The sequence below is a fragment of the Streptomyces sp. NPDC046866 genome, assembly GCF_040704625.1.
Classification (GTDB): domain Bacteria; phylum Actinomycetota; class Actinomycetes; order Streptomycetales; family Streptomycetaceae; genus Streptomyces.
In genome coordinates, this window is sequence record NZ_JBEYXN010000029.1 from 61,868 (window position 1) to 78,899 (window position 17,032).

The 17,032-nt window shown below is 70.2% G+C and carries 21 protein-coding genes and 4 pseudogenes; 13 read left to right on the forward strand and 12 right to left on the reverse strand.

All coding sequences use genetic code 11. The features are described 5' to 3' along the window. The first annotated feature begins 49 nt into the window (after positions 1-49). The gene (locus tag AB0953_RS30645) at positions 50-193 is read left to right on the forward strand and encodes a hypothetical protein (RefSeq protein WP_366862833.1); all 144 of its coding nucleotides are present in this window, start codon (positions 50-52) and stop codon (positions 191-193) included. A 391-nt stretch (positions 194-584) separates the two neighbouring features. Here the strand turns inward: AB0953_RS30645 and AB0953_RS30650 are convergent, their stop codons facing one another. From AB0953_RS30650 to ctaD, 6 genes are all read right to left on the reverse strand, one after another. Further along, positions 585-1,760 carry a glutathione-independent formaldehyde dehydrogenase gene (locus tag AB0953_RS30650; protein ID WP_366862834.1) on the reverse strand — a complete coding sequence of 392 codons (1,176 nt, stop codon included), beginning with the start codon at positions 1,758-1,760 and terminating at the stop codon, positions 585-587. Positions 1,761-2,221: 461 nt separating this feature from the next. Then, entirely contained in the window at positions 2,222-2,623 is a 402-nt protein-coding gene (locus tag AB0953_RS30655) for a VOC family protein (protein ID WP_366862835.1), read from the reverse strand. Further along, a complete protein-coding gene (locus AB0953_RS30660; protein ID WP_366862836.1) occupies positions 2,620-3,135 on the reverse strand; it encodes a cupin domain-containing protein in 516 nt (171 codons plus the stop codon). The genes AB0953_RS30655 and AB0953_RS30660 overlap by 4 nt, the downstream gene beginning before the upstream one ends. 251 nt (positions 3,136-3,386) lie before the next feature. Then, the gene (locus AB0953_RS30665; protein WP_366862837.1) at positions 3,387-3,608 is read right to left on the reverse strand and encodes a hypothetical protein; all 222 of its coding nucleotides are present in this window, start codon (positions 3,606-3,608) and stop codon (positions 3,387-3,389) included. Between the two features lie 134 nt (positions 3,609-3,742). Next, entirely contained in the window at positions 3,743-4,024 is a 282-nt protein-coding gene (locus tag AB0953_RS30670) for a hypothetical protein (protein ID WP_366862838.1), read from the reverse strand. A gap of 72 nt (positions 4,025-4,096) precedes the next feature. Next, positions 4,097-5,839: a cytochrome c oxidase subunit I gene (ctaD, locus tag AB0953_RS30675; protein WP_366862839.1), complete on the reverse strand. Its 1,743-nt coding sequence runs from the start codon at positions 5,837-5,839 to the stop codon at positions 4,097-4,099. A 600-nt stretch (positions 5,840-6,439) separates the two neighbouring features. Between ctaD and AB0953_RS30680 the strand changes: the two are divergent. Then, positions 6,440-6,799 (forward strand): annotated as a pseudogene (locus AB0953_RS30680) (Hsp20/alpha crystallin family protein); the annotation flags it as partial. Here AB0953_RS30680 and AB0953_RS30685 read toward each other — a convergent pair. After that, on the reverse strand, positions 6,688-7,122 hold the full coding sequence (locus AB0953_RS30685) for a thioredoxin domain-containing protein (RefSeq protein ID WP_366862862.1): 435 nt from the start codon (positions 7,120-7,122) through the stop codon (positions 6,688-6,690). The pseudogene AB0953_RS30680 and the gene AB0953_RS30685 sit on opposite strands and share 112 nt — an antisense overlap. Positions 7,123-7,314: 192 nt before the next feature. Between AB0953_RS30685 and AB0953_RS30690 the strand changes: the two genes are divergently transcribed. After that, complete coding sequence (locus AB0953_RS30690) at positions 7,315-7,464, forward strand: hypothetical protein (RefSeq protein ID WP_366862840.1); 150 nt, start codon at positions 7,315-7,317, stop codon at positions 7,462-7,464. 268 nt (positions 7,465-7,732) lie between these two features. Then, positions 7,733-8,248, forward strand: a complete 516-nt coding sequence (locus tag AB0953_RS30695) for a GNAT family N-acetyltransferase (protein ID WP_366862841.1) — start codon at positions 7,733-7,735, stop codon at positions 8,246-8,248. A 69-nt stretch (positions 8,249-8,317) separates the two neighbouring features. Here AB0953_RS30695 and AB0953_RS30700 read toward each other — a convergent pair. Further along, positions 8,318-8,545 (reverse strand): annotated as a pseudogene (locus tag AB0953_RS30700) (CBS domain-containing protein); the annotation flags it as partial. 335 nt (positions 8,546-8,880) lie between these two features. On the opposite strand from AB0953_RS30700, the gene AB0953_RS30705 reads away from it, so the two are divergent. Genes AB0953_RS30705 through AB0953_RS30715 form a run of 3 tightly spaced genes read left to right on the forward strand, consistent with a single transcriptional unit; the run spans position 8,881 to position 9,802 of the window. After that, on the forward strand, positions 8,881-9,156 hold the full coding sequence (locus AB0953_RS30705) for a hypothetical protein (protein WP_366862842.1): 276 nt from the start codon (positions 8,881-8,883) through the stop codon (positions 9,154-9,156). Next, the gene (locus tag AB0953_RS30710) at positions 9,153-9,524 is read left to right on the forward strand and encodes a DUF6247 family protein (RefSeq protein WP_366862843.1); all 372 of its coding nucleotides are present in this window, start codon (positions 9,153-9,155) and stop codon (positions 9,522-9,524) included. The genes AB0953_RS30705 and AB0953_RS30710 overlap by 4 nt, the downstream gene beginning before the upstream one ends. Further along, entirely contained in the window at positions 9,521-9,802 is a 282-nt protein-coding gene (locus AB0953_RS30715) for a hypothetical protein (RefSeq protein ID WP_366862844.1), read from the forward strand. The genes AB0953_RS30710 and AB0953_RS30715 overlap by 4 nt, the downstream gene beginning before the upstream one ends. A gap of 868 nt (positions 9,803-10,670) precedes the next feature. On the opposite strand, the gene AB0953_RS30720 is transcribed toward AB0953_RS30715, so the two are convergent. Together AB0953_RS30720 and AB0953_RS30725 are read right to left on the reverse strand one after the other, a co-directional pair. Then, positions 10,671-11,267 (reverse strand): DinB family protein, encoded by a 597-nt coding sequence (locus AB0953_RS30720; protein WP_366862845.1) that lies wholly within the window; start codon positions 11,265-11,267, stop codon positions 10,671-10,673. A 21-nt stretch (positions 11,268-11,288) separates the two neighbouring features. Further along, positions 11,289-11,663, reverse strand: a complete 375-nt coding sequence (locus tag AB0953_RS30725) for a VOC family protein (protein WP_366862846.1) — start codon at positions 11,661-11,663, stop codon at positions 11,289-11,291. Between the two features lie 735 nt (positions 11,664-12,398). Between AB0953_RS30725 and AB0953_RS30730 the strand changes: the two genes are divergently transcribed. The 4 genes from AB0953_RS30730 (at position 12,399) to AB0953_RS30745 (ending at position 14,760) form a co-directional block, all read left to right on the forward strand. Beyond that, complete coding sequence (locus AB0953_RS30730) at positions 12,399-12,908, forward strand: MarR family winged helix-turn-helix transcriptional regulator (protein ID WP_366862847.1); 510 nt, start codon at positions 12,399-12,401, stop codon at positions 12,906-12,908. An 18-nt stretch (positions 12,909-12,926) separates the two neighbouring features. Beyond that, a complete protein-coding gene (locus AB0953_RS30735) occupies positions 12,927-13,835 on the forward strand; it encodes an NADP-dependent oxidoreductase (RefSeq protein ID WP_366862848.1) in 909 nt (302 codons plus the stop codon). Positions 13,836-13,945: 110 nt separating this feature from the next. Beyond that, positions 13,946-14,218 carry a DUF1330 domain-containing protein gene (locus AB0953_RS30740; RefSeq protein ID WP_366862849.1) on the forward strand — a complete coding sequence of 91 codons (273 nt, stop codon included), beginning with the start codon at positions 13,946-13,948 and terminating at the stop codon, positions 14,216-14,218. 98 nt (positions 14,219-14,316) lie between these two features. Further along, on the forward strand, positions 14,317-14,760 hold the full coding sequence (locus AB0953_RS30745; protein WP_366862850.1) for a hypothetical protein: 444 nt from the start codon (positions 14,317-14,319) through the stop codon (positions 14,758-14,760). 152 nt (positions 14,761-14,912) lie between these two features. Here AB0953_RS30745 and AB0953_RS30750 read toward each other — a convergent pair. Beyond that, positions 14,913-15,202: pseudogene (locus AB0953_RS30750) on the reverse strand (IS630 family transposase); the annotation flags it as partial. Positions 15,203-15,352: 150 nt separating this feature from the next. On the opposite strand from AB0953_RS30750, the pseudogene AB0953_RS30755 reads away from it, so the two are divergent. Beyond that, positions 15,353-15,740: pseudogene (locus AB0953_RS30755) on the forward strand (transposase); the annotation flags it as partial. Between the two features lie 188 nt (positions 15,741-15,928). Here the strand turns inward: AB0953_RS30755 and AB0953_RS30760 are convergent. Then, the gene (locus AB0953_RS30760) at positions 15,929-16,237 is read right to left on the reverse strand and encodes a hypothetical protein (protein ID WP_366862851.1); all 309 of its coding nucleotides are present in this window, start codon (positions 16,235-16,237) and stop codon (positions 15,929-15,931) included. 253 nt (positions 16,238-16,490) lie between these two features. Here AB0953_RS30760 and AB0953_RS30765 point away from each other — a divergent pair, with 253 nt between their 5' ends. Then, a complete protein-coding gene (locus AB0953_RS30765) occupies positions 16,491-16,766 on the forward strand; it encodes a hypothetical protein (protein WP_366862852.1) in 276 nt (91 codons plus the stop codon). The last annotated feature ends 266 nt before the right edge of the window (positions 16,767-17,032 follow it).

Below are 17,032 nucleotides of genomic sequence, written 5' to 3' on the forward strand. Positions count from 1 at the left end.
TCTACCTCGCGCGGCAGGCAGCGCAGCCGGTGTCCTCGGATTCGTCCTCGTGGTCATCACCACCTGGGGCCTGCTCCCGATGGCGGGCGACGACACGCTCCTGAGGCACGGGCCGCAGCTGGCCGGCATCGCCCTGATCGTCCAGGGCGCCTACTGGGTCGCCAAGTCCCGGTCGCGCGAGGACACGCCCTGACCGCACGCGACACCGGCACCGGACCGGCACGCCACTGACCAGGTGTCCCCCGTCCGGCACACCCCACGAACCGAGCCCGCGGCTCACCAGTCCCCAGGGACAGCACCGCCAGATCCCTGCCCCTGGCGTACGACAGGGGTGACCGCCCTCGCCACGCTCACCACCTGCGAGCAGGAGGTCTTTCTCCTCCTCGCCGACGGCCCAACCAACGGCGAGATCGCCGAGGCCTCGTCATCACCGAACGCACGGTCCGCGCCCATATCGTGAGCATCGTGGCCAAGCCGGGCCTGTGCTCACGGCTTAAGGCCTGCTTGGCCGCCGCGGCCTACACCCCTGTGGGTGAAGGTCGCCGACGGTGTCGTGCTGGAGCGGCTGAAGTCCGGTTCTCTCCTTACGGCTTGTGGCCGTTGCCGTGGCCGTCTGGATGCAGCACCACCTTCGTCCAGCCCTCGTCACGGACGTCGAAGTGCTCGTAGGCGGTGGGGGCCTCGTCCAGGCTGAGCTCGTGGGAGACGATGAAGCTCGGCGTCGCCTTCTCGCCGGCGATCAGGTCCCTCAGCGCCCGGTTGTACTTCTTCACGGGCGCCTGGCCGGTCCCCATGTGCTGGCCCTTGAACCACATCATCCCGAAGTCGAGCGGCACCTTGCCCTGTGCCTCCAGCTCGCCCTGGGCCTCTTCGCCGCCGGGGTCCTGGGGCAGGAAGACGCCGACCACGCCGATGCCGCCCGTGAACCTGACCGAGTCGATCAGCCCATTGAGCGTGAGGCCGGCGTCCTCGACTCCCTGGTGGTCGTGTGCCTGGTAGCCGACGCACTCACACCCGTTGTCGGCGCCCAGACCGAGGGTGGCTTCCTTGACGACCTCCGCCGGGTCCTGCTCGGCGGTATTGATCGGGATGGCCCCGATCTCCTCAGCCTTGAGCAGCCGGTCGGGCTGGTGGTCGGCCACCCAGACGCGGCCGGCGCCTTTGAGTACGGCGGAGTAGGCCGCCATCAGCCCGACGGGCCCGGCCCCGAAGACGATGGTCTGGTCACCCGGCTTGACGTGGGCCATTTCGGTGGCGTGATAGCCGGTGGGGAAGATGTCGGCGAGCATCACGTAATCCGTTTGGCGCTCGGCGGCGTCCTCGCCCAGGCGCAGCGCGTTGAAGTCGCCGTAGGGCACCCGCAGCAGCTCTGCCTGGCCGCCCTGGTAGGGGCCCATGTCGGCGAAGCCGTAAGCAGCTCCGGCAAGGGCCGGTTCCGGCTGCATGGTCAGGCAGTAGTTGGTCAGACCCTGCTCGCACTGCTTGCAGAAGCCGCAGGCGATGTTGAAGGGCAGGACCACGTAGTCGCCGACCTGGACCTTCCGCACGGCCGAGCCGACCTCCACGACCTGGCCCATGTTCTCGTGTCCCAGGGTGCGGCCGGACTCGAACGAGGTGCGGCCCTCGTACATGTGCAGGTCCGAACCGCAGATGTTGGTGGTGGTGATCTTGACGAGGATGTCGCAGGGATGTTCGATCTTCGCGTCCGGTACGTCCTTCACCACGACCGTTCGCGGCCCTTCATATACCGCTGCTCTCATGATGTCTCCTTCGGTACCGCGGCACGCCGCGGCACGGCGGTGAGAGAGACGAGACGCAGGGCCTCAACCCCGAAATTCGCTGATGACGGAGCCGTGGCTCCGGCACGCCTCCGCGGGCCGTTCACCCGAATCAGATGCACGGTGGAGCCGCCACCGGCCCGCCAGGCGGAGCCTCGGTGCTCCGGTGGCCTGTTGAGCGTCTCCCCGTCGTGTCCGGCGCGAAACGGTCATCTGCCGAACGATCAGCGGATCGTACTCAGCCCAGGACCTGGCGCTACTGCCGGTCATGCGTGCCCCCTCATGGACTGGCGGTCCGTGCGGGCCGACTGCCTCCGCTGCCGGAGCCGCCGTCCGATGCCCTCGCCCTCCATCAGCACGCCGGGGGCGAGGTCGGGCAGGACGCCCGCGGCGTCTTCCAGGTCGGCGAGGACACGGTAGTGGCGTTGCCGGTCCAGCAGACTTCAGGCACTCCAGGAACGCGTGCAAAGCACCAGGCGGTAGCCGTCAGGATCGGCAACGGTGACGCCGTACTCGTCCCAGTAGGGGTTGTGCGCCGTGGCCCGGGTGCCGCCTGCGGCGAGGAGGCGGTCGACGAGGGCATCGTCGACCGGGGCACCGAGATAGAGGACGAAGAGGTCGTCTACCGTCGGCGTGGGCTCCAGTGGCCGCTCGGGGTCGTGGGTCAGCTCGAAATGCCAGGAGCCGCCCGGGAGTCCGAGCATCACCAGATCATGCTCGCCGGAGACACGCTCGGTTGTGCGCCACAGGACGTCGAGCCCGAGCCCCTCGACGTAGAAGCGCTCAGCGGCCACAAGGTTCCGGGAGGGGCGGGCGATCCGGATGCGGGTGTCCGGGGTGATCACTCCGACGCCTCCAGGGTCGCGCGCCAGACCGGGCTGTCGACGTAGTGGTTGTCGAAGCGCTCCGACGTCTCGGCGAGCCGGCTCGCGGGCTCCTCACCGCGGGTGACCTGCCCCAGCAGGCGCAGGTAGTCGAAGCGGTCCATGCCCGGTGTGAAGACGCACAGGACGTCGGCGCCCGAGCCCGGGGCGGCGCGGAAGGCGTGCGGGGTGCCCGGCGGCACGGCGAGGAAGTCACCCTGGTGCAGGATGGTCACTTCCTCACCGAGCAACACCTGGAGCGAGCCGCTCAGCACGAAGAACAACTCCCAGGCGCGCGTGTGGAAGTGCGCAGGCGCGCCGGTCGCGCCCTCGAGGAAGGTCGAGCGGTAGCTCGTGAACGCACCCCCGGTCTGCGCCGAATCGGCGAAAAGCGTCATCACAGCACTGGGATCGGCGCAGGCCTCGGCCTCGCCACCGCGCGTGAGTACCGGCCCCGTACCGATGTGGCCGTTCAGGCCCTGGTCCAAAGTCATGATCGCAACGTTACCGATGGGGTATGACAAGAGCACCGCACGCGAGCACGCTGCCGACGCCACGACGGCTTCTCCTGAGCCCTCGGCTGGCGTCAGGCCGGGGGACCAGGCGGTTCATGCGCCCGCCCTCGGGCCACTCTGCGACCACGGAGCTGCTCCACGTGCCGGTGAGGGCGGGAGAGGTCGGCGGCCCGAAGCGAAGCCTGAGGTCTTCTCACCACCCGCGGCGCGCGGCGTTCCGCTGAGGCCTGTTATGGGGGTGGCCTGACCCACACGTACGGGCCGCCGCCCCTCCATTCGATCAAGGCGGACCGCGCCGCCTCGTACTCCGACAACTCCAGGCCTGCCCGCCGCAGCAGGTCGACGATGTCGGTCAGGCTGTGTGCCAGCCCGAGGATCTGTCCGTCCACGCGCACCCGCCGGCCGCCCGTGGGCGAGGGTGGATAGACGATCACGGGTGGGCGTGGGGGCATACCTCAAGCCTCCGCCCTGGTCTTTGCGACCGCATCAGCCCAAAGCCGCTCACTGATCCGCCGGCAGCTGCAGCGGAGCGTTGATGCGCGCTTGGACCCTTCGTCGCCCGTGGGCGAGGGCCGTCCGTTGCCTGTCAGGCCGTCGCGAGGAGGATGGCTGCGGCGATGCAGAGCGCGCAGAGCGTGAGGCAGGTTCCGATCAGGCGCGTGCGCAGGGTGGTGTAGCGCCGGCTGTACTCGGTTCTGAGTTCTTCGGAGCGCTCGACGACGGCGCGCAGCGCCTGCCGGCGCAGCCGCAGGTGGTGTTGGGCGAAGCGGGTGGCGATTTCCTCTTGTTCTTGGAGGCCGAGCCAGCTCAGGCCGCGGGCGAAGGTCTCGCCTGCCTGGTCGGCTTCCCGGAGGGCTGACTGGCTCATGAGGTAGCCCTCGAGCCGGGCCAGGCCGGCTGCTGTCTCGTGTGGGTCCTTTCCCATCAGGGGCTCGCCCCGCTAGGGGGTGGTGTCGGTGCCCTGGCCAGGAGCGGATCCGCGGGGTGCCGAGGCGCGGTCCTGGTCGATGGCGTCCCGTTTTTGGTCGCCTCGATAGTCCAGCGCGGCGATTTCCGGGAAGTGGAGGTCGAAAGCAGGTGACTCCGAGCGCACCCGGGGGAGGGTGACGAAGTTGTGGCGCGGTGGCGGGCAGGAGGTGGCCCACTCCAGCGAGCGTCCGTATCCCCAGGGGTCGTCGACGGTGACGCGCGGAGCGAATTTGGCTGTCTTCCACACGTTGTAGAAGAAGGGAAGCGTCGAGGCTCCCAGCAGGAACGCTCCGATGGTGGAGAGGGTGTTGAGGGCGGTGAATCCGTCGGCTGCGAGGTAGTCGGCGTAGCGGCGGGGCATGCCCTCGGCGCCCAGCCAGTGCTGGACGAGGAAGGTGAGGTGGAAGCCGATGAACAGGTTCCAGAAGTGGATCTTGCCGATGCGTTCGTCGAGCATCGTGCCGGTCATCTTCGGCCACCAGAAGTAGAACCCGGCGAACATGGCGAAGACGACGGTTCCGAAGACGACGTAGTGGAAGTGCGCGACGACGAAGTAGGAGTCGGTGACGTGGAAGTCCATGGGCGGTGAGGCCAGGATGATGCCGGTCAGGCCGCCGAAGAGGAAGGTCACCAGGAATCCGATGGACCACAGCATCGGCGTCTCGAAGGAGAGCGAGCCCCTCCACATCGTGCCGATCCAGTTGAAGAACTTCACCCCGGTCGGGACCGCGATCAGGAACGTCATGAACGAGAAGAAGGGCAGCAGGACCGCCTGCGTGGCGAACATGTGGTGCGCCCACACCGTCAGCGACAGGCCCGCGATCGAGACGGTCGCCGCGATCAGGCCCATGTAGCCGAAGATGGGTTTGCGGGAGAAGACCGGGATGACCTCGGTGATGATGCCGAAGAACGGCAGCGCAATGATGTAGACCTCGGGATGCCCGAAGAACCAGAACAAGTGCTGCCACAGGATCGGCCCGCCGTTGGCCGGGTCGAAGACGTGGGCGCCGAACTTCCGGTCCGCCTCCAGCGCGAGCAGCGCCGCCGCAAGGACGGGGAACGCGAACAGGACCAGCACCGAGGTCAGCAGGACGTTCCAGGTGAAGATCGGCATCCGGAACATCGTCATGCCGGGCGAACGCATACAGATGATCGTGGTGACGAAGTTGACCGCACCCAGGATGGTGCCGAAGCCGGCAAACGCGAGCCCCATGATCCACATGTCGGCGCCCGCGTAGGGCGTGCGCTCGCCACCGCTGAGCGGCGTGTACGCGGTCCAGCCGAAGTCCGCGGTTCCCTGTGTGGTGAACACACCGGTCACCACGATGATGCCGCCGAAGAGGAACAGCCAGAACGACAGCATGTTCAGCCGGGGGAAGGCCACGTCCGGGGCACCGATCTGCAGTGGCATGATCGCGTTGGCGAACCCGGCGAACGTCGGCGTCGCGAACAGCAGCAGCATGATCGTGCCGTGCAGGGTGAAGATCTGGTTGTACTGCTCGTTGGAGACGATCTGCATCCCCGGCCGCGCCAGCTCCGCCCGCAAGAGCAGGGCCAGCACGCCTCCGATGACGAAGAAGGCGAACGACGCGATCAGATAGAGGTGCCCGATCTTCTTGTGGTCGGTCGTCGTGATCCATGAGACCACCACCTGGCCCGGGGTTCTCCCGGGCGTCGGCACGGGCGCGATCGGCTCTTCGGTCACCGTGGCCATACGAATCCCCTGATGGCAGTCATGAAGCGGGCAGCGCGCAGAACTGCAGGGCCCCGGCACGCTCCCGACCTGTTTACCGCGGCCTGCGTGGGCCCGCCCGGCGCGCAGCTTGCGCGTCCGGGTGAACCGAACAGCCGACTGGGCGACGAGCAGGAAGTCACCGTCGCCGGCCAGGCGCCGGTCACCGCCCCGCCAAAGCCGCAACCGGCGGGCGGGCACGCGGGCACGAAGCAGATCTCGCTTGCTGCTCCGCTTCCTCGGGGGTTGCTCAATGTCCGGCGTGTGGAGCGGGCTCGGTCTGGCGGTATGAGCCAGAGTCCACCCAGGTCCAACCAAGGCCCCGTCCCGAGGGGCCGATGCTCCCGAACTGGTCGCCCGGATGTTGTTGGAGGCAGCGGGTCCGCCCTCGCGGACGCCTCCTTTCGCACCTTCTGGCGTGGCACGAGGGACTTTGGATAATCGAGAGAGAGAAGCACTGCAGCGGTTCGCTGTCGGACGAGCAGCCTGAAGAGAGGGTGATCGGCCATGACAGTTCCTGCTCACCGTGAGGGCTCAACTCGGCGGGACCTTCTCCGGGAGTTCCAGGACCTCACCGACCGCATGGGCCGGCTGTGGGCGGCGGCCGTTCCCGGAGGCGGTGGGCTGGTGCCCGAGCATCCCTGGGAGCCGGCGGGCGACGTCGAGGAGACCGATGACTCCTACGTGATCGAGCTCGATCTGCCAGGCCTGCACAGGGATCAGATCACCATCGAGGTTCTCGACTCGGAGCTCGCCGTCCACGGGGAGGTCAAGGAGAAGGAGCGTGTCGGTGTCCTTCGGCAGCAGACCCGCAGGATCGGACAGTTCGACTACCGGATGCGCCTGCCTGCCGACGCTGACGCCGAGCACATCAGCGCGGAACTGGCCCACGGGGTGCTCACCGTGCACATCCCCAGAACGCAGACGGCGAAGCCCCGCCGCATCGAAATCACCGGTTGACCCGGACAAAGGGCGGCGGGGCGCGCCAGGACCGCCATGTGGGCAGGCCAGGCATCTGTTGCTGATTGCCTTGTGGGCATGGTCCGGGCGACGACCTTTCCGCGGTCGAGGATCAGAAGGGTGGGGACGGCCTGGATGGCGAAGCGGGCCCTGAGCTGGGGGCTGCGGTCGATGTCGACCGTGACGGGTTCGATGCGGCCCGCCATTTCCGTGGCGACCTGCTCCAGGGCGGGACTGACCATGCGGCAGGGCCCGCACCACGCGGCCCATAGGTCGACCAGGACGTACGGCGGCGCCTGCCGCACCCTGTTACGACGCCCGCACGCGGGACACCCGACGACTTCACTGCGCTGAGTCACACGGCCTCCCCATGGGCACGGCACGGCCCCGCTGCCCGCTGGGGCAGGGCCGTTTGTCCACCTATCGGAAGGGCGTTGCGGCGGGCACCGCCGCCGCACACACTGAGCCGACCCCGTCTCCGCAGGAAAGGATCCGTCATGGGCGAGCACGTGCACGTCCGTCTTCAGGACGGCATGGACGTCTCAGCGGCCGGTGAACTGGTCGAGACCTACTCCTGCCGGTGTGGCGACACCTGGACCAAGATCTACCAGGTCGAAAGCGGCCCGGCGGACGGACTGGCCGGCTGAAGCCCCACCGACCAGTGCGCCCTGTGACGCCGGTGGCTTGCGACCGACGGACTACGCCACGTCCCCCGTGAGGTGGCCCTGCACGCTCGTGCCTGCCTCAGCCGACTGGGTCCCGGCCATCCCCGAGGCACCGTGGGAGAAGGCCGTCCCAGCCGCGACCTCCCGCCGCCCGTCTTCGCCGCCTCCCTCACCGCACAGGGGCCCCCGGGGTGTAGTGGCCGGTGCACCGGGAGGGGTATCCCTGGCCTGTCAGGGCACACGAGAGGCCATGCACGGACAACATGCGCGTCCCACCGGCAACAGTCTGTTCGGCTCTGCCCCCGCAGCCCCGGCATCACCGTCCGGTCATATCGGCGCCAGGCACTCCCGCCGCAGCCGGCTCACCGGCCGCCTGCGCCGACGTGTCCTCGCCTACCGGGCGATCGACTTCCTGTCCACGCACATCCCGGACACGTCCGGGCCCGGCGAGGAATGCCTGCTCCTTGTCCACATCCGCCAGGTCGTCGGCCGGGTCCAGTACCGGATCTGCACCGACTGCGCCCAGGGCGTCATCACCGCCATCGTCATCGACGAGCGCTTCCACGGCACCGGCCTGGGCACCCGCGCGCTCTCCCACCTGCGCTCCCGCCACCCGGGGCTCGCCTGGGGCACCACTTTGCGCAAGCGCATCACGCGGGACCTCCTGCGCCGGATGCGCATTCCCATGGCCATCTCTGCCACGCCCTGTCCCCATGCCCGCCGGGCACTGCCTGCCCCGACCGGGCCGGTACCCGCCAACGGCTGAGCCGACGACCCGCTCAGCAGTCACAGCCTCCCTGAACCCCCCTGCACCGGCGCTGCTCGGAAGCGAGGGTCAGTCGGTGGAGAGGGCCTGGAGGAGGTCGCCCACCTGCGGGTCGGGCAGGGCGCGGGCGACGTCTGCCTGCGCGACGATCCCGACGAGGGTGTGGCCGTCGATCACAGGCAGGCGGCGCACCTTGTGCTCGGCCACGGTGCGCAGGATCCCGGAGGCGTCGTCGTCGGCGCCGATGGCGACGGCTTCCCCCTGCGCCACATCTCAGGCCGGACGGCAGGGGGCAGGGGGCAGGGGGCAGGGGGCAGGGGGCAGGGGAGGACGGCAGAGCAGGGCCGTCCCGCAGATGCCAGACTGCCGCCAGGGGCCGACGGTCAGCCGGTCGGAGGATCGGTGGGCGGGAGAAACCGGCAACCCATCCTCGCCGCGGGTCTCGACGGCGAACCGGCCGCCCTGAACGCGGCGGCCAGCGCCAGCCCCAAGGCGTGCCACAAGCCCACCCGCCCGCAGCGAGCGCCACACCGGCAGCAGGGTCCCGCGCCGCCGGCCCGCCCTCACCCGCCCCTGCCCGTCAAGTGCGGTTGCGGTTGCGGTTGCGGTACGGGTGGGGCAGGCTGGCCGGTATGACGCACCCCCCGCGCACCCCCCGGGTCGTTCTGACGCCGGACGAAGCTGCGGAACTGGACCGCCTGGCGGCCGCCGTGACCGAGCACGCGGAGGCTCTTGAGCGGGCCCGCACCGCCCTGGGGCGGGCGGCAGGGCGGATCGCGGCCGGCTACGAGCGCGGCGGGCCGGCGGCGGTCGCGGCGAAGGTCGGTTGGTCCCGCCAGCACGTCTCCACCCTGGCCGCCGCCCACCGCGCCCAGACGCAGACGGTCGAAACGGCGGAGGCGGCATGAGCACGGCCGCCGAGCACCCCTCCGACCCGGCGGGCCCGCAGCCGCCGGCGACGGCCGAAGACCTGCGCGCGGCCCTCGCCCGGCTGGCTCCCGATGCGGTGCCCACCTTCGACGCCGAACGCGCCACCGCCGTCGCGCGTGCCCGCGAGCAGGTCAGCTCCGCCCCGATGCGCCGCTTCCTGCGCCAATGGGCCCTCTACGTCGCCATCGAACGCCACCCCCACCAGGCGGCCCGCCTCCACGCGCTCGAGGACCAGGCCGCTGATGCCGCCACCCCGGCCGAAGCCGCAAAGATCGCCGCGGAGATCGGCCGCATCCTCGATGTGGCAGCGGCAGAGGCCGGCATCCCGCTCGGCGGGGCCCGGTGACCGGCTGGCGCTGGGAGTACGACCCGAACGCCGATGAGGTCCTCAAGGGCCTGCCCGCCCACGTCACCGCCGAGGTCGAGCGCCTGGCCGACGAACTCGTCGCCCTCGCCGACGTCTGCGTCGACGTCACCGACATCGGCGAAGGCGGCCGCAAAGGCGTCCCCGGAGGCCTGCGCCGCATCCCCCTCCTGGACGACGGCTGGTTCTACGCTCTGCCCCTGCCGCGTCTGCGCCTGATCGCGATCGTGAGGGTCATCCCGCCCTACACCGACCTGTAGCCGAAGGCGCGGCCCGGGCGGCCAAGCCCCGCCGAGCCGCCGCTCGTCCTGCACACTGCCGTGGGCACCTGCCCGTGCGCCCCGTATGCAGCACCCCGACACACGCCTCCGTCTCGCCGCCGGTTGGGCTCGGCACCAGCCTTGGCCGGAGTATGCGTCCGGCCCGGGAGCCGGCAGACCGACCGCCGCGAAGGCCTCGGCGAGCGTGAGCCGACGGGCGTTGGGTCTCGCGCAGTACGTGACAGCCGACGGGCACGCCTGCGGTGAGAGGTCCAGCTGCGCCCCCCCCGCACGGGTGGAGCTGTCCGGGATGGAGACGTGGGGCCACCTGCACACCTCATCCGCACGGTCACCCACGGCGTCACCACGGAGTTGGGCTACGCCGGGCCCGGCCCGGTGTACTTCGACTCGAACTCCGGCGGATTCGGCTGGCAGGTGACGCACTGGAGCGTCTACACGGCCAGGACCCTACACTCCCCGGCCGCGCCCTGGACCCGCCATCAACTGCCCATGGCGATGACGATGACGATGACGACGACGGGCGTGCCTTCCGCGCAGCGGGCATGCAGCAGGCGGAGGACGGCCGCGAGGACTGGGACGCCCGTGCCCGGTGCGGCGGTCCCCCCTGAGCCGCCCTGCCCATACCGAGGCGCGGGCGTCACGCCCGGGGCCCTCGGATGCCGGTCCACGCAGGCGGCGGTCACCCCCACTCAGGGATCGATTGGGCGTCGTGGAACAGGAGGGCAGGCGCATCTCCGGTACCGGCACCCGAAACAGGCCCACGTCTCGGGCGCCGGTCATCTCGGCTGTGACGCGCGCTACGCACCGCCGGCGCGAACGGAGGCGGCTGCCGGGGGTGGCGGGGTGGTCAGCTCCGTTCGGCCGCCGCGGCTACTCGATTGCGGTACTGCGCCCACCACTGGGCGTCCTCGGGGGGCAGTCGCTTCGCACCTGGACGGTAGCCCGCAGCGCCGTCGATCAGCTCGCGGATGATGTCGGCGTGCCCGGTGTGGCGCTCGGTCTCGGCGATGAGGTGGACCAGCACCCGGTGCAGGCTGGCGGCACCGGCCTGCTCCGGCCACCACGGCACGTGGCCGACGGCGTCCAGCGACAGTGCCTCGATGGTGGCATCGGCGTGCTCCCATGCCTTGCGGTAGGTGTCGACGATGTAGGCGCCAGACTCCTCGTGGGTGGCCCACTGGTCGGTGTTGGGCGGGAGGCCGGCCGGACCGAGGTCCGGACGGAACCAGGGGACTGGCTCTGTGTAGTGCCGGTCGAACACCCAGCCCAGGTAGAGCAGTTCGACGCCCGCCAGGTGCTTGACGAGGCCGAGGAGATTGGTTCCGGTCGGTGTCAGGGGGCGGCGGGTCTCGCGCTCCGCGAGACCGTCGAGCTTCCACAGCATGGTCTCGCGGGCATCCTGCAGGTGTCGGTGCAGGTCGGCCTTGAGGCTGGTTGTCGTCATCACGGGTCTCCTGTCTCGTTCCTAGGCGCTGAGCACGCCGACGGGGTTGCCGTCCGGGTCGTCGAAGACGGCGATCCGGCCCCGTCCGGGCAGGCTCTGGGGTTCCAGTCGGCGCCGGCCACCCAGTTCCTCGGCGGCGGCGAGTGCCGCGTCCACGTCCGCCACCTGGAAGTACACGACGATTCCGGTGTACGGGCTGCTCGGGCCGGACTGGCCGATTCCGCCGGTCGGTTCGCCGCCGTCGGCTCCGACCAGCGCGTAGGTTCCGTCGAGTACGTGGACCGGCCAGCCGAACAGTTCCTGGTAGAAGCGGCGGGCGCGCGGCGCATCGGGGGTGGAGATGTCGAACCAGGCGGGCTTGTGCGGGTGCTCCGGATTGGTTGCGGCGTTCGTCACGAGGTCCTCCTGACCTTGGGGAAACGCAAGGGTCGGAGAGTTGACTGCGCCGGCGCGGCAAAATCGTCGCCGACGGGCGAGAAACTTTTCCGCACGCCCGCCCCCGGGGCCTGGCGCTCTCACGCGTGGCGGACGACGCCACCTTCACCCCCGGAAAGGGCCACTGCGTCGAGGCGGCCGCCCACTGCTGCCAGCGCGCGCGAGCCCGCCCGCCACACCCACCGGGCGGCGGGGTATCCGGGTGAGCCGGAACCACCGGGCCGGCCGGATACAGGCCGGGCTGCGGCCGGTACACAGCGGTGACCACGGGCCGCCTGCCCCCGCTGCCCGCACATCGGAGGAAGTACAGCGTCATGCCGCCACCCAACCGGCCCCATCCTGACCGCCTGCGCCAGGCCGCAACTCTCCCGGGCCGACCCCCCAAGCCATCCGCCGCGCTCCCGCTCCACGTCTTTTATGTGGCCGACCACCTTTCTGTGGTACGTTTACGTGGCTGGCAACGTAAATTTCGTCCCCTCAGCCACGGAGTGTCGTCGTGACCGCACGCCCACGCCGCAGGCGGGCCCGTTCGCAAGCCGCCACGGCGAACCGCCGATGTGCTCCGGCATCCGCCACGCGGCAGCCCATGCGCGTCCCACAGGCCCCGCTCGTACTTGGCCGGCCACGTAAGGGCGTGTTAGGTGTACGTCCCCGGTCTTTCCATGGCCGCTTGGCACCGCCGATCCAGGAGCTTCCATGTCCGCCGCCACCCGGCCGCCCGTCCCGTCCACCGCACGATCTGGACGCCTCAGCTACGCGATCTTCACCCTTGCCCGCGCCCACCGTGCCCACGCCGCAGGCATGCTCCGCGAGCTCGGCCTCCACCCCGGTCAAGAACTGCTGCTGATGCAGCTCTTCGACCGCGACGGCCAATCCCAGACCGAGCTCCTCGAAAGCGTCGGCCTGGACCACTCGACCGTCTCGAAGTCGGTCAAGCGCATGCAGGAAGCCGGACTGCTGACCCGCACCCCCTCCGAGCACGACCGCCGGGTGATGAACGTCCACCTCACCGATCAAGGGCGGGCTCTCAGGCGTCCCATCGAAAAGATGTGGGCTGCCCTTGAGGCCACCGCCACCGAGGGACTCGACCCGGCCGCCGTCGAAGCATTCGTCGCCACAGCTGTGGCCGTCGAACAGTCCATCTGCCGAAGCGACAGCACCGTCGCCGGCGACGGCCGGCCCACCGGACGACCCCACCGACCATGACCCTTCAGGAGCACATCCATGCGCGCCGTCGTCTTCGACCGCTTCGGCGGACCCGAGGTCCTGCACGAAGCCGAACAGCCCATCCCGTCTCCCGGGCGCGGCCAGATCCGCGTCCGCGTCCGTGCCGCCGGCGTGAACCCGGTGGATGCAAAGATCCGCTCCGGAGCAATGGAGCACATCTTCCCCAGCCCTCTTCCCGCGGTCCTGGGCTCGGAGTTCGCCGGGACCGTCGACGCCCTCGGCGAGGGCGTCGAGGACGTGGCGGTCGGCGAGGAGGTGCTGGCCTGGGCCGACACCGGCGCCTACGCCGAGTTCGCCCTCGCCTCCCGCTATGCCGCCAAACCCCGCGAGCTGTCCTGGCAGGAGGCCGCCTCGTTGCCCGTGGCCGGGGACGCCGCCCGGCGCGTGCTACGCCGACTGGCCGTCGCCGAAGGCGAAACCCTGCTCATCCACGGGGCGACCGGCGGGGTGGGCACGATGGCCGTGCAACTCGCCGTCCGACAGGGCGTCCGCGTGATCGGCACCGCCGGAGCCGCCAACCAGGACTACCTCGCCTCCCTCGGCGCCACCCCGACCCTATACGGGCCCGGCCTCGTCGAACGTGTTCGCGCGCTCGCCCCCGGCGGCCCACACGCCGTCTTCGACGCCGCCGGGAAGGGTGCCCTGCCCGACTCCGTGACGCTGCTCGGGGGCACCGACCGCATCGTCACCATCGCCGACTTCACCGCCTCGGCCCTCGGCGTCGCCTTCGAGTCCGGGCCGCAGTTGCGCGACCCCGCCGACCTGGCCGCGCTGGCCCGCCAGGCTGCCTCGGGGCAGCTCACAGTCACCGTCGCCGCCACGTACCCGCTCGAGGACGCCGCCCTGGCGCACGTGGCCGGCGCATCAGGCCACACCCGCGGCAAGCGGGTCCTGACCCTGCCCTGAGGCACCGGGCCGCAGGGGCCCGCAGGCGTCCTGGTTCCGGGGGTGCCCCGCCAGGGCGCCGGCCGCAACGCGGGGGACAACCATGGAAGGACACCCGGCCCGCGTGCGTCGTGATCGACCTCGACATCCATGAGCCGGACGGCTTCCAGCGCTACGCCGACGCCGTGTCACCGCCGATGCGCGCGGAGGCGGGGTGCCCAAACCTCGTCGTGGATCAGGCTCCCGTCGTGCTGGAAGGCGACTGGCGCCCGTCGACACCCGTCATCCACGCGTTCCCCGACCGGGCCGCCGCCCATGCCTTCTGGGATGCGCCCGCCTATCAGCCCCTCAAAGCCCTCCGGGGCAAGCACTCCTCCGTCCGGGTCGTCGGCGCCGCCGGCTGACCACTCGGCCCGTACGGGCAGGCGCCGGCCTGTCCGCCGGGGCGCACGGCCCCTCCCCGGAATCCGATTCTTCCCACTGATCCAAGGAGCGTCACACCATGAAGGTTCTGCGCAACAAGCTGGCGACAACGGCAGCCGGGCTAGGAGCGGCCATCGGCCTCCTGGCCGCGTCGGCACCGAGCGCGCAGGCGGCCGGCAGCTACAACATCCGCATCGACGTACGCGAGACGGCGTTCGTCTCCGACTACTGCCTTCTGACAGACACCAGCGGAAACGGCAGGGCCCACTGCAGCGGCAACAAGGGCGCTTTCGCCTCCTTCCGCCTGGGCGCGGTCCACAGCCCCGGCGACAGGACCTGGGTCGACGTCAACATCGTGGGCGGCAAGGACCGCAAAGGGATAGACCTGCGCGGCAAGCACTACCTGCGGATCTCCGGCAACCTGGCCGCCGTGCAGGTGTGCGGCTGGTCCAGCCTCGCCGCCTACGACAGCGGCGAGGCCGGTGCCTCCCTCCACGGCACCGGCTTCTGCCCCGGCGGCTGAGCCGACCGTTGGGCCGCCGTCGTCCGGGTGGTCTACGAGACGGATGCCGACGCACTCGCCGTTCCGGCAGCCGGCCGACCCACCCCGCCCACCCCGCGGTTCCGCCGCCCGGCCCGAGGGTGCGGGCAGCGCGGCCGAGACCCTCCGCGCTGGTGACCTGAGTCAGAGATTCGTCGGCAGTAGGCGGCGACCTTGTTGAGAACATCGTCGGCTGTCTTCGTCCAGACAAAGGGCCTGGGGTGCTCGTTCCAGTCGGCGAGCCAGGCCCGGATGTCGCGTTCGAGGACCTGGACCGAGCGGTGGACGCCGCGCCTGAGCTTCTTCTGCGTGGGTTCGGCGAACCACCGCTCGCCCAGGCTCAGCCAGGACGCGCTGGTCGGCGTGAGGTGCAGACGAAACCGAAGGGGCGGGCCAGCAGCCACTTCTTGATGTCGGTTGTCTTTTACAGCAGTTCAAGACGTCCTCGACCTGACCGGTCGAGGACGTCCGGGCCCGGCTGGCATGGCGGGCCGTGCGGGTGGTGCGGCCGCCTACGGCGAGGACGCCGAACCTCACCAGCCGGCCTACGGCGGCCCGTGCCCCCGGCCGCACCGTGACCTGGCGCAAGGGCTCGAAAGCAGCGATGAGCTCGCACTTCGTGTTCCTGCGGGTCCGCCTCGCCGGCCGCCGTCCCAAACCGGCAGCGGACGGCACGATCCCGCTGACCTGGCTGATCGCGCAGTGGCCCGAGGGAGAGGCCGAACCGGTGAAGTACTGGATCTCGAACCTGCCCGTCGACATCCCCGCCAAGGACCTCGTCCGCCTGGCGAAAGCCCGCTGGCGCATCGAGCACGACTACCGCGAGCTGAAGACCGCTCTGGGCCTGGACCACTTCGAGGGCCGCTCGTTCACCGGCTGGCACCGGCACGTCACCCTCATCACCGCCGCCCACCTGTTCCTGACCGAACAGCGGAGCACCCCCAAGCCCCTCCCGGGCCTGACCCTCTACCAGGCCCTGGATCTCCTCCAACACCTCATCGCCACCTGGACCGGCACCTGCCCCACCTGCCGACAAACCGTCCCATGGCAGGCCTACGACACCACCTAACAAAGCACTACTAGGAGTTGTCGTCACGGGCCGGAGCAGGACGGACAGCCACGACCTCCCGTGGCGGACGGTCGGGCCGACTCAGGCGGCGAGGGCGGCAGCTTTGACATCACTCAGACGCTGGGGCAGCTGGGCACGTGCCTGCGTTGCTCTGTCCATCACCTCGGTCCGCCGCACCTCATCCGCGCCTGCTGCGTGAAACTCCTTGCCGAGACCGGTGAACTCGTCGGCCAGATCGCTCAGCGCTGCACCCGCGGCGGCCACCTTCTCCCGTCGCCTCTCCTGGTCGTCTCCATTTTCAATGAGCAGATCCGCCTCGTAGGAGATACGGAACCGCATCTCGGAGATCAGCTTCAGCGCCTCGTCAACGATGTCGTCGATGGCAGCCAACTTCGACTCTCTTCCTCTGGGAACGGTCTTGCACCAGCTGTCCCGGCTCGCAGGTCCCGGGCCCTGACAGCTCGGCGGCGGCGTGCCGAGCATCATCCCAGGATGATGCAGTTACCCGGCTCTCGAACCGCGGTGTGCCGCGGCGAATCCTCCGCCCGAGGCGCGTCGCCCTCGTGACCGGGCGAGCCCCCGTGCCCATGCCTCCGGCCGCAGGCCGTCCACCCGCAAGAACGCCGACGCGCTGGCCGCCAACGTGATCAAGGCCGCCCGGACGGTCAACGCTGATCCCGCTGCGACGCTGTGGTGGGTCAAGGAGATTCGCGCGGTGGGCGCCTACGCCGATCCCGGCCGGGAGTCGCTGTTGCACGTCGATCTCGCGGTGGAATTCCGGCCGCGCCTGGACGACCCGCTCGAGCAGCGCAAGGCCGAACAGCGTCTGCGTGATGCCGCCCGCGACCGCGGGGAGCGGCAGCGGGTGTGGGACATGGTCGGGTACGGCCACTGGCGTACCCGCGGATCCGGTCGTTGACCTGGGCGTTTTTCGCCATCCGCTGCGTTTCGTGCGGTTGCGTCTGGACGTGAGTGTGGATGATGTCCCGCGGTTCGGCCAGGGCTCGGCCGCGGCTGCCGGCTGACCGTCCAAGGATCCCCCCGAAGACCGCAGTGAGCACCACAGCGAGCGCACTGCCCGACCTGCCGACGCCCTCAACGCGATCGTCGGCAGATCGTCCCGTGGCGGGCTTCTGGCGCATCTGGGTCATGCCCCCGGCCGGGTCCCCGGCGTTGTCCTTCGCC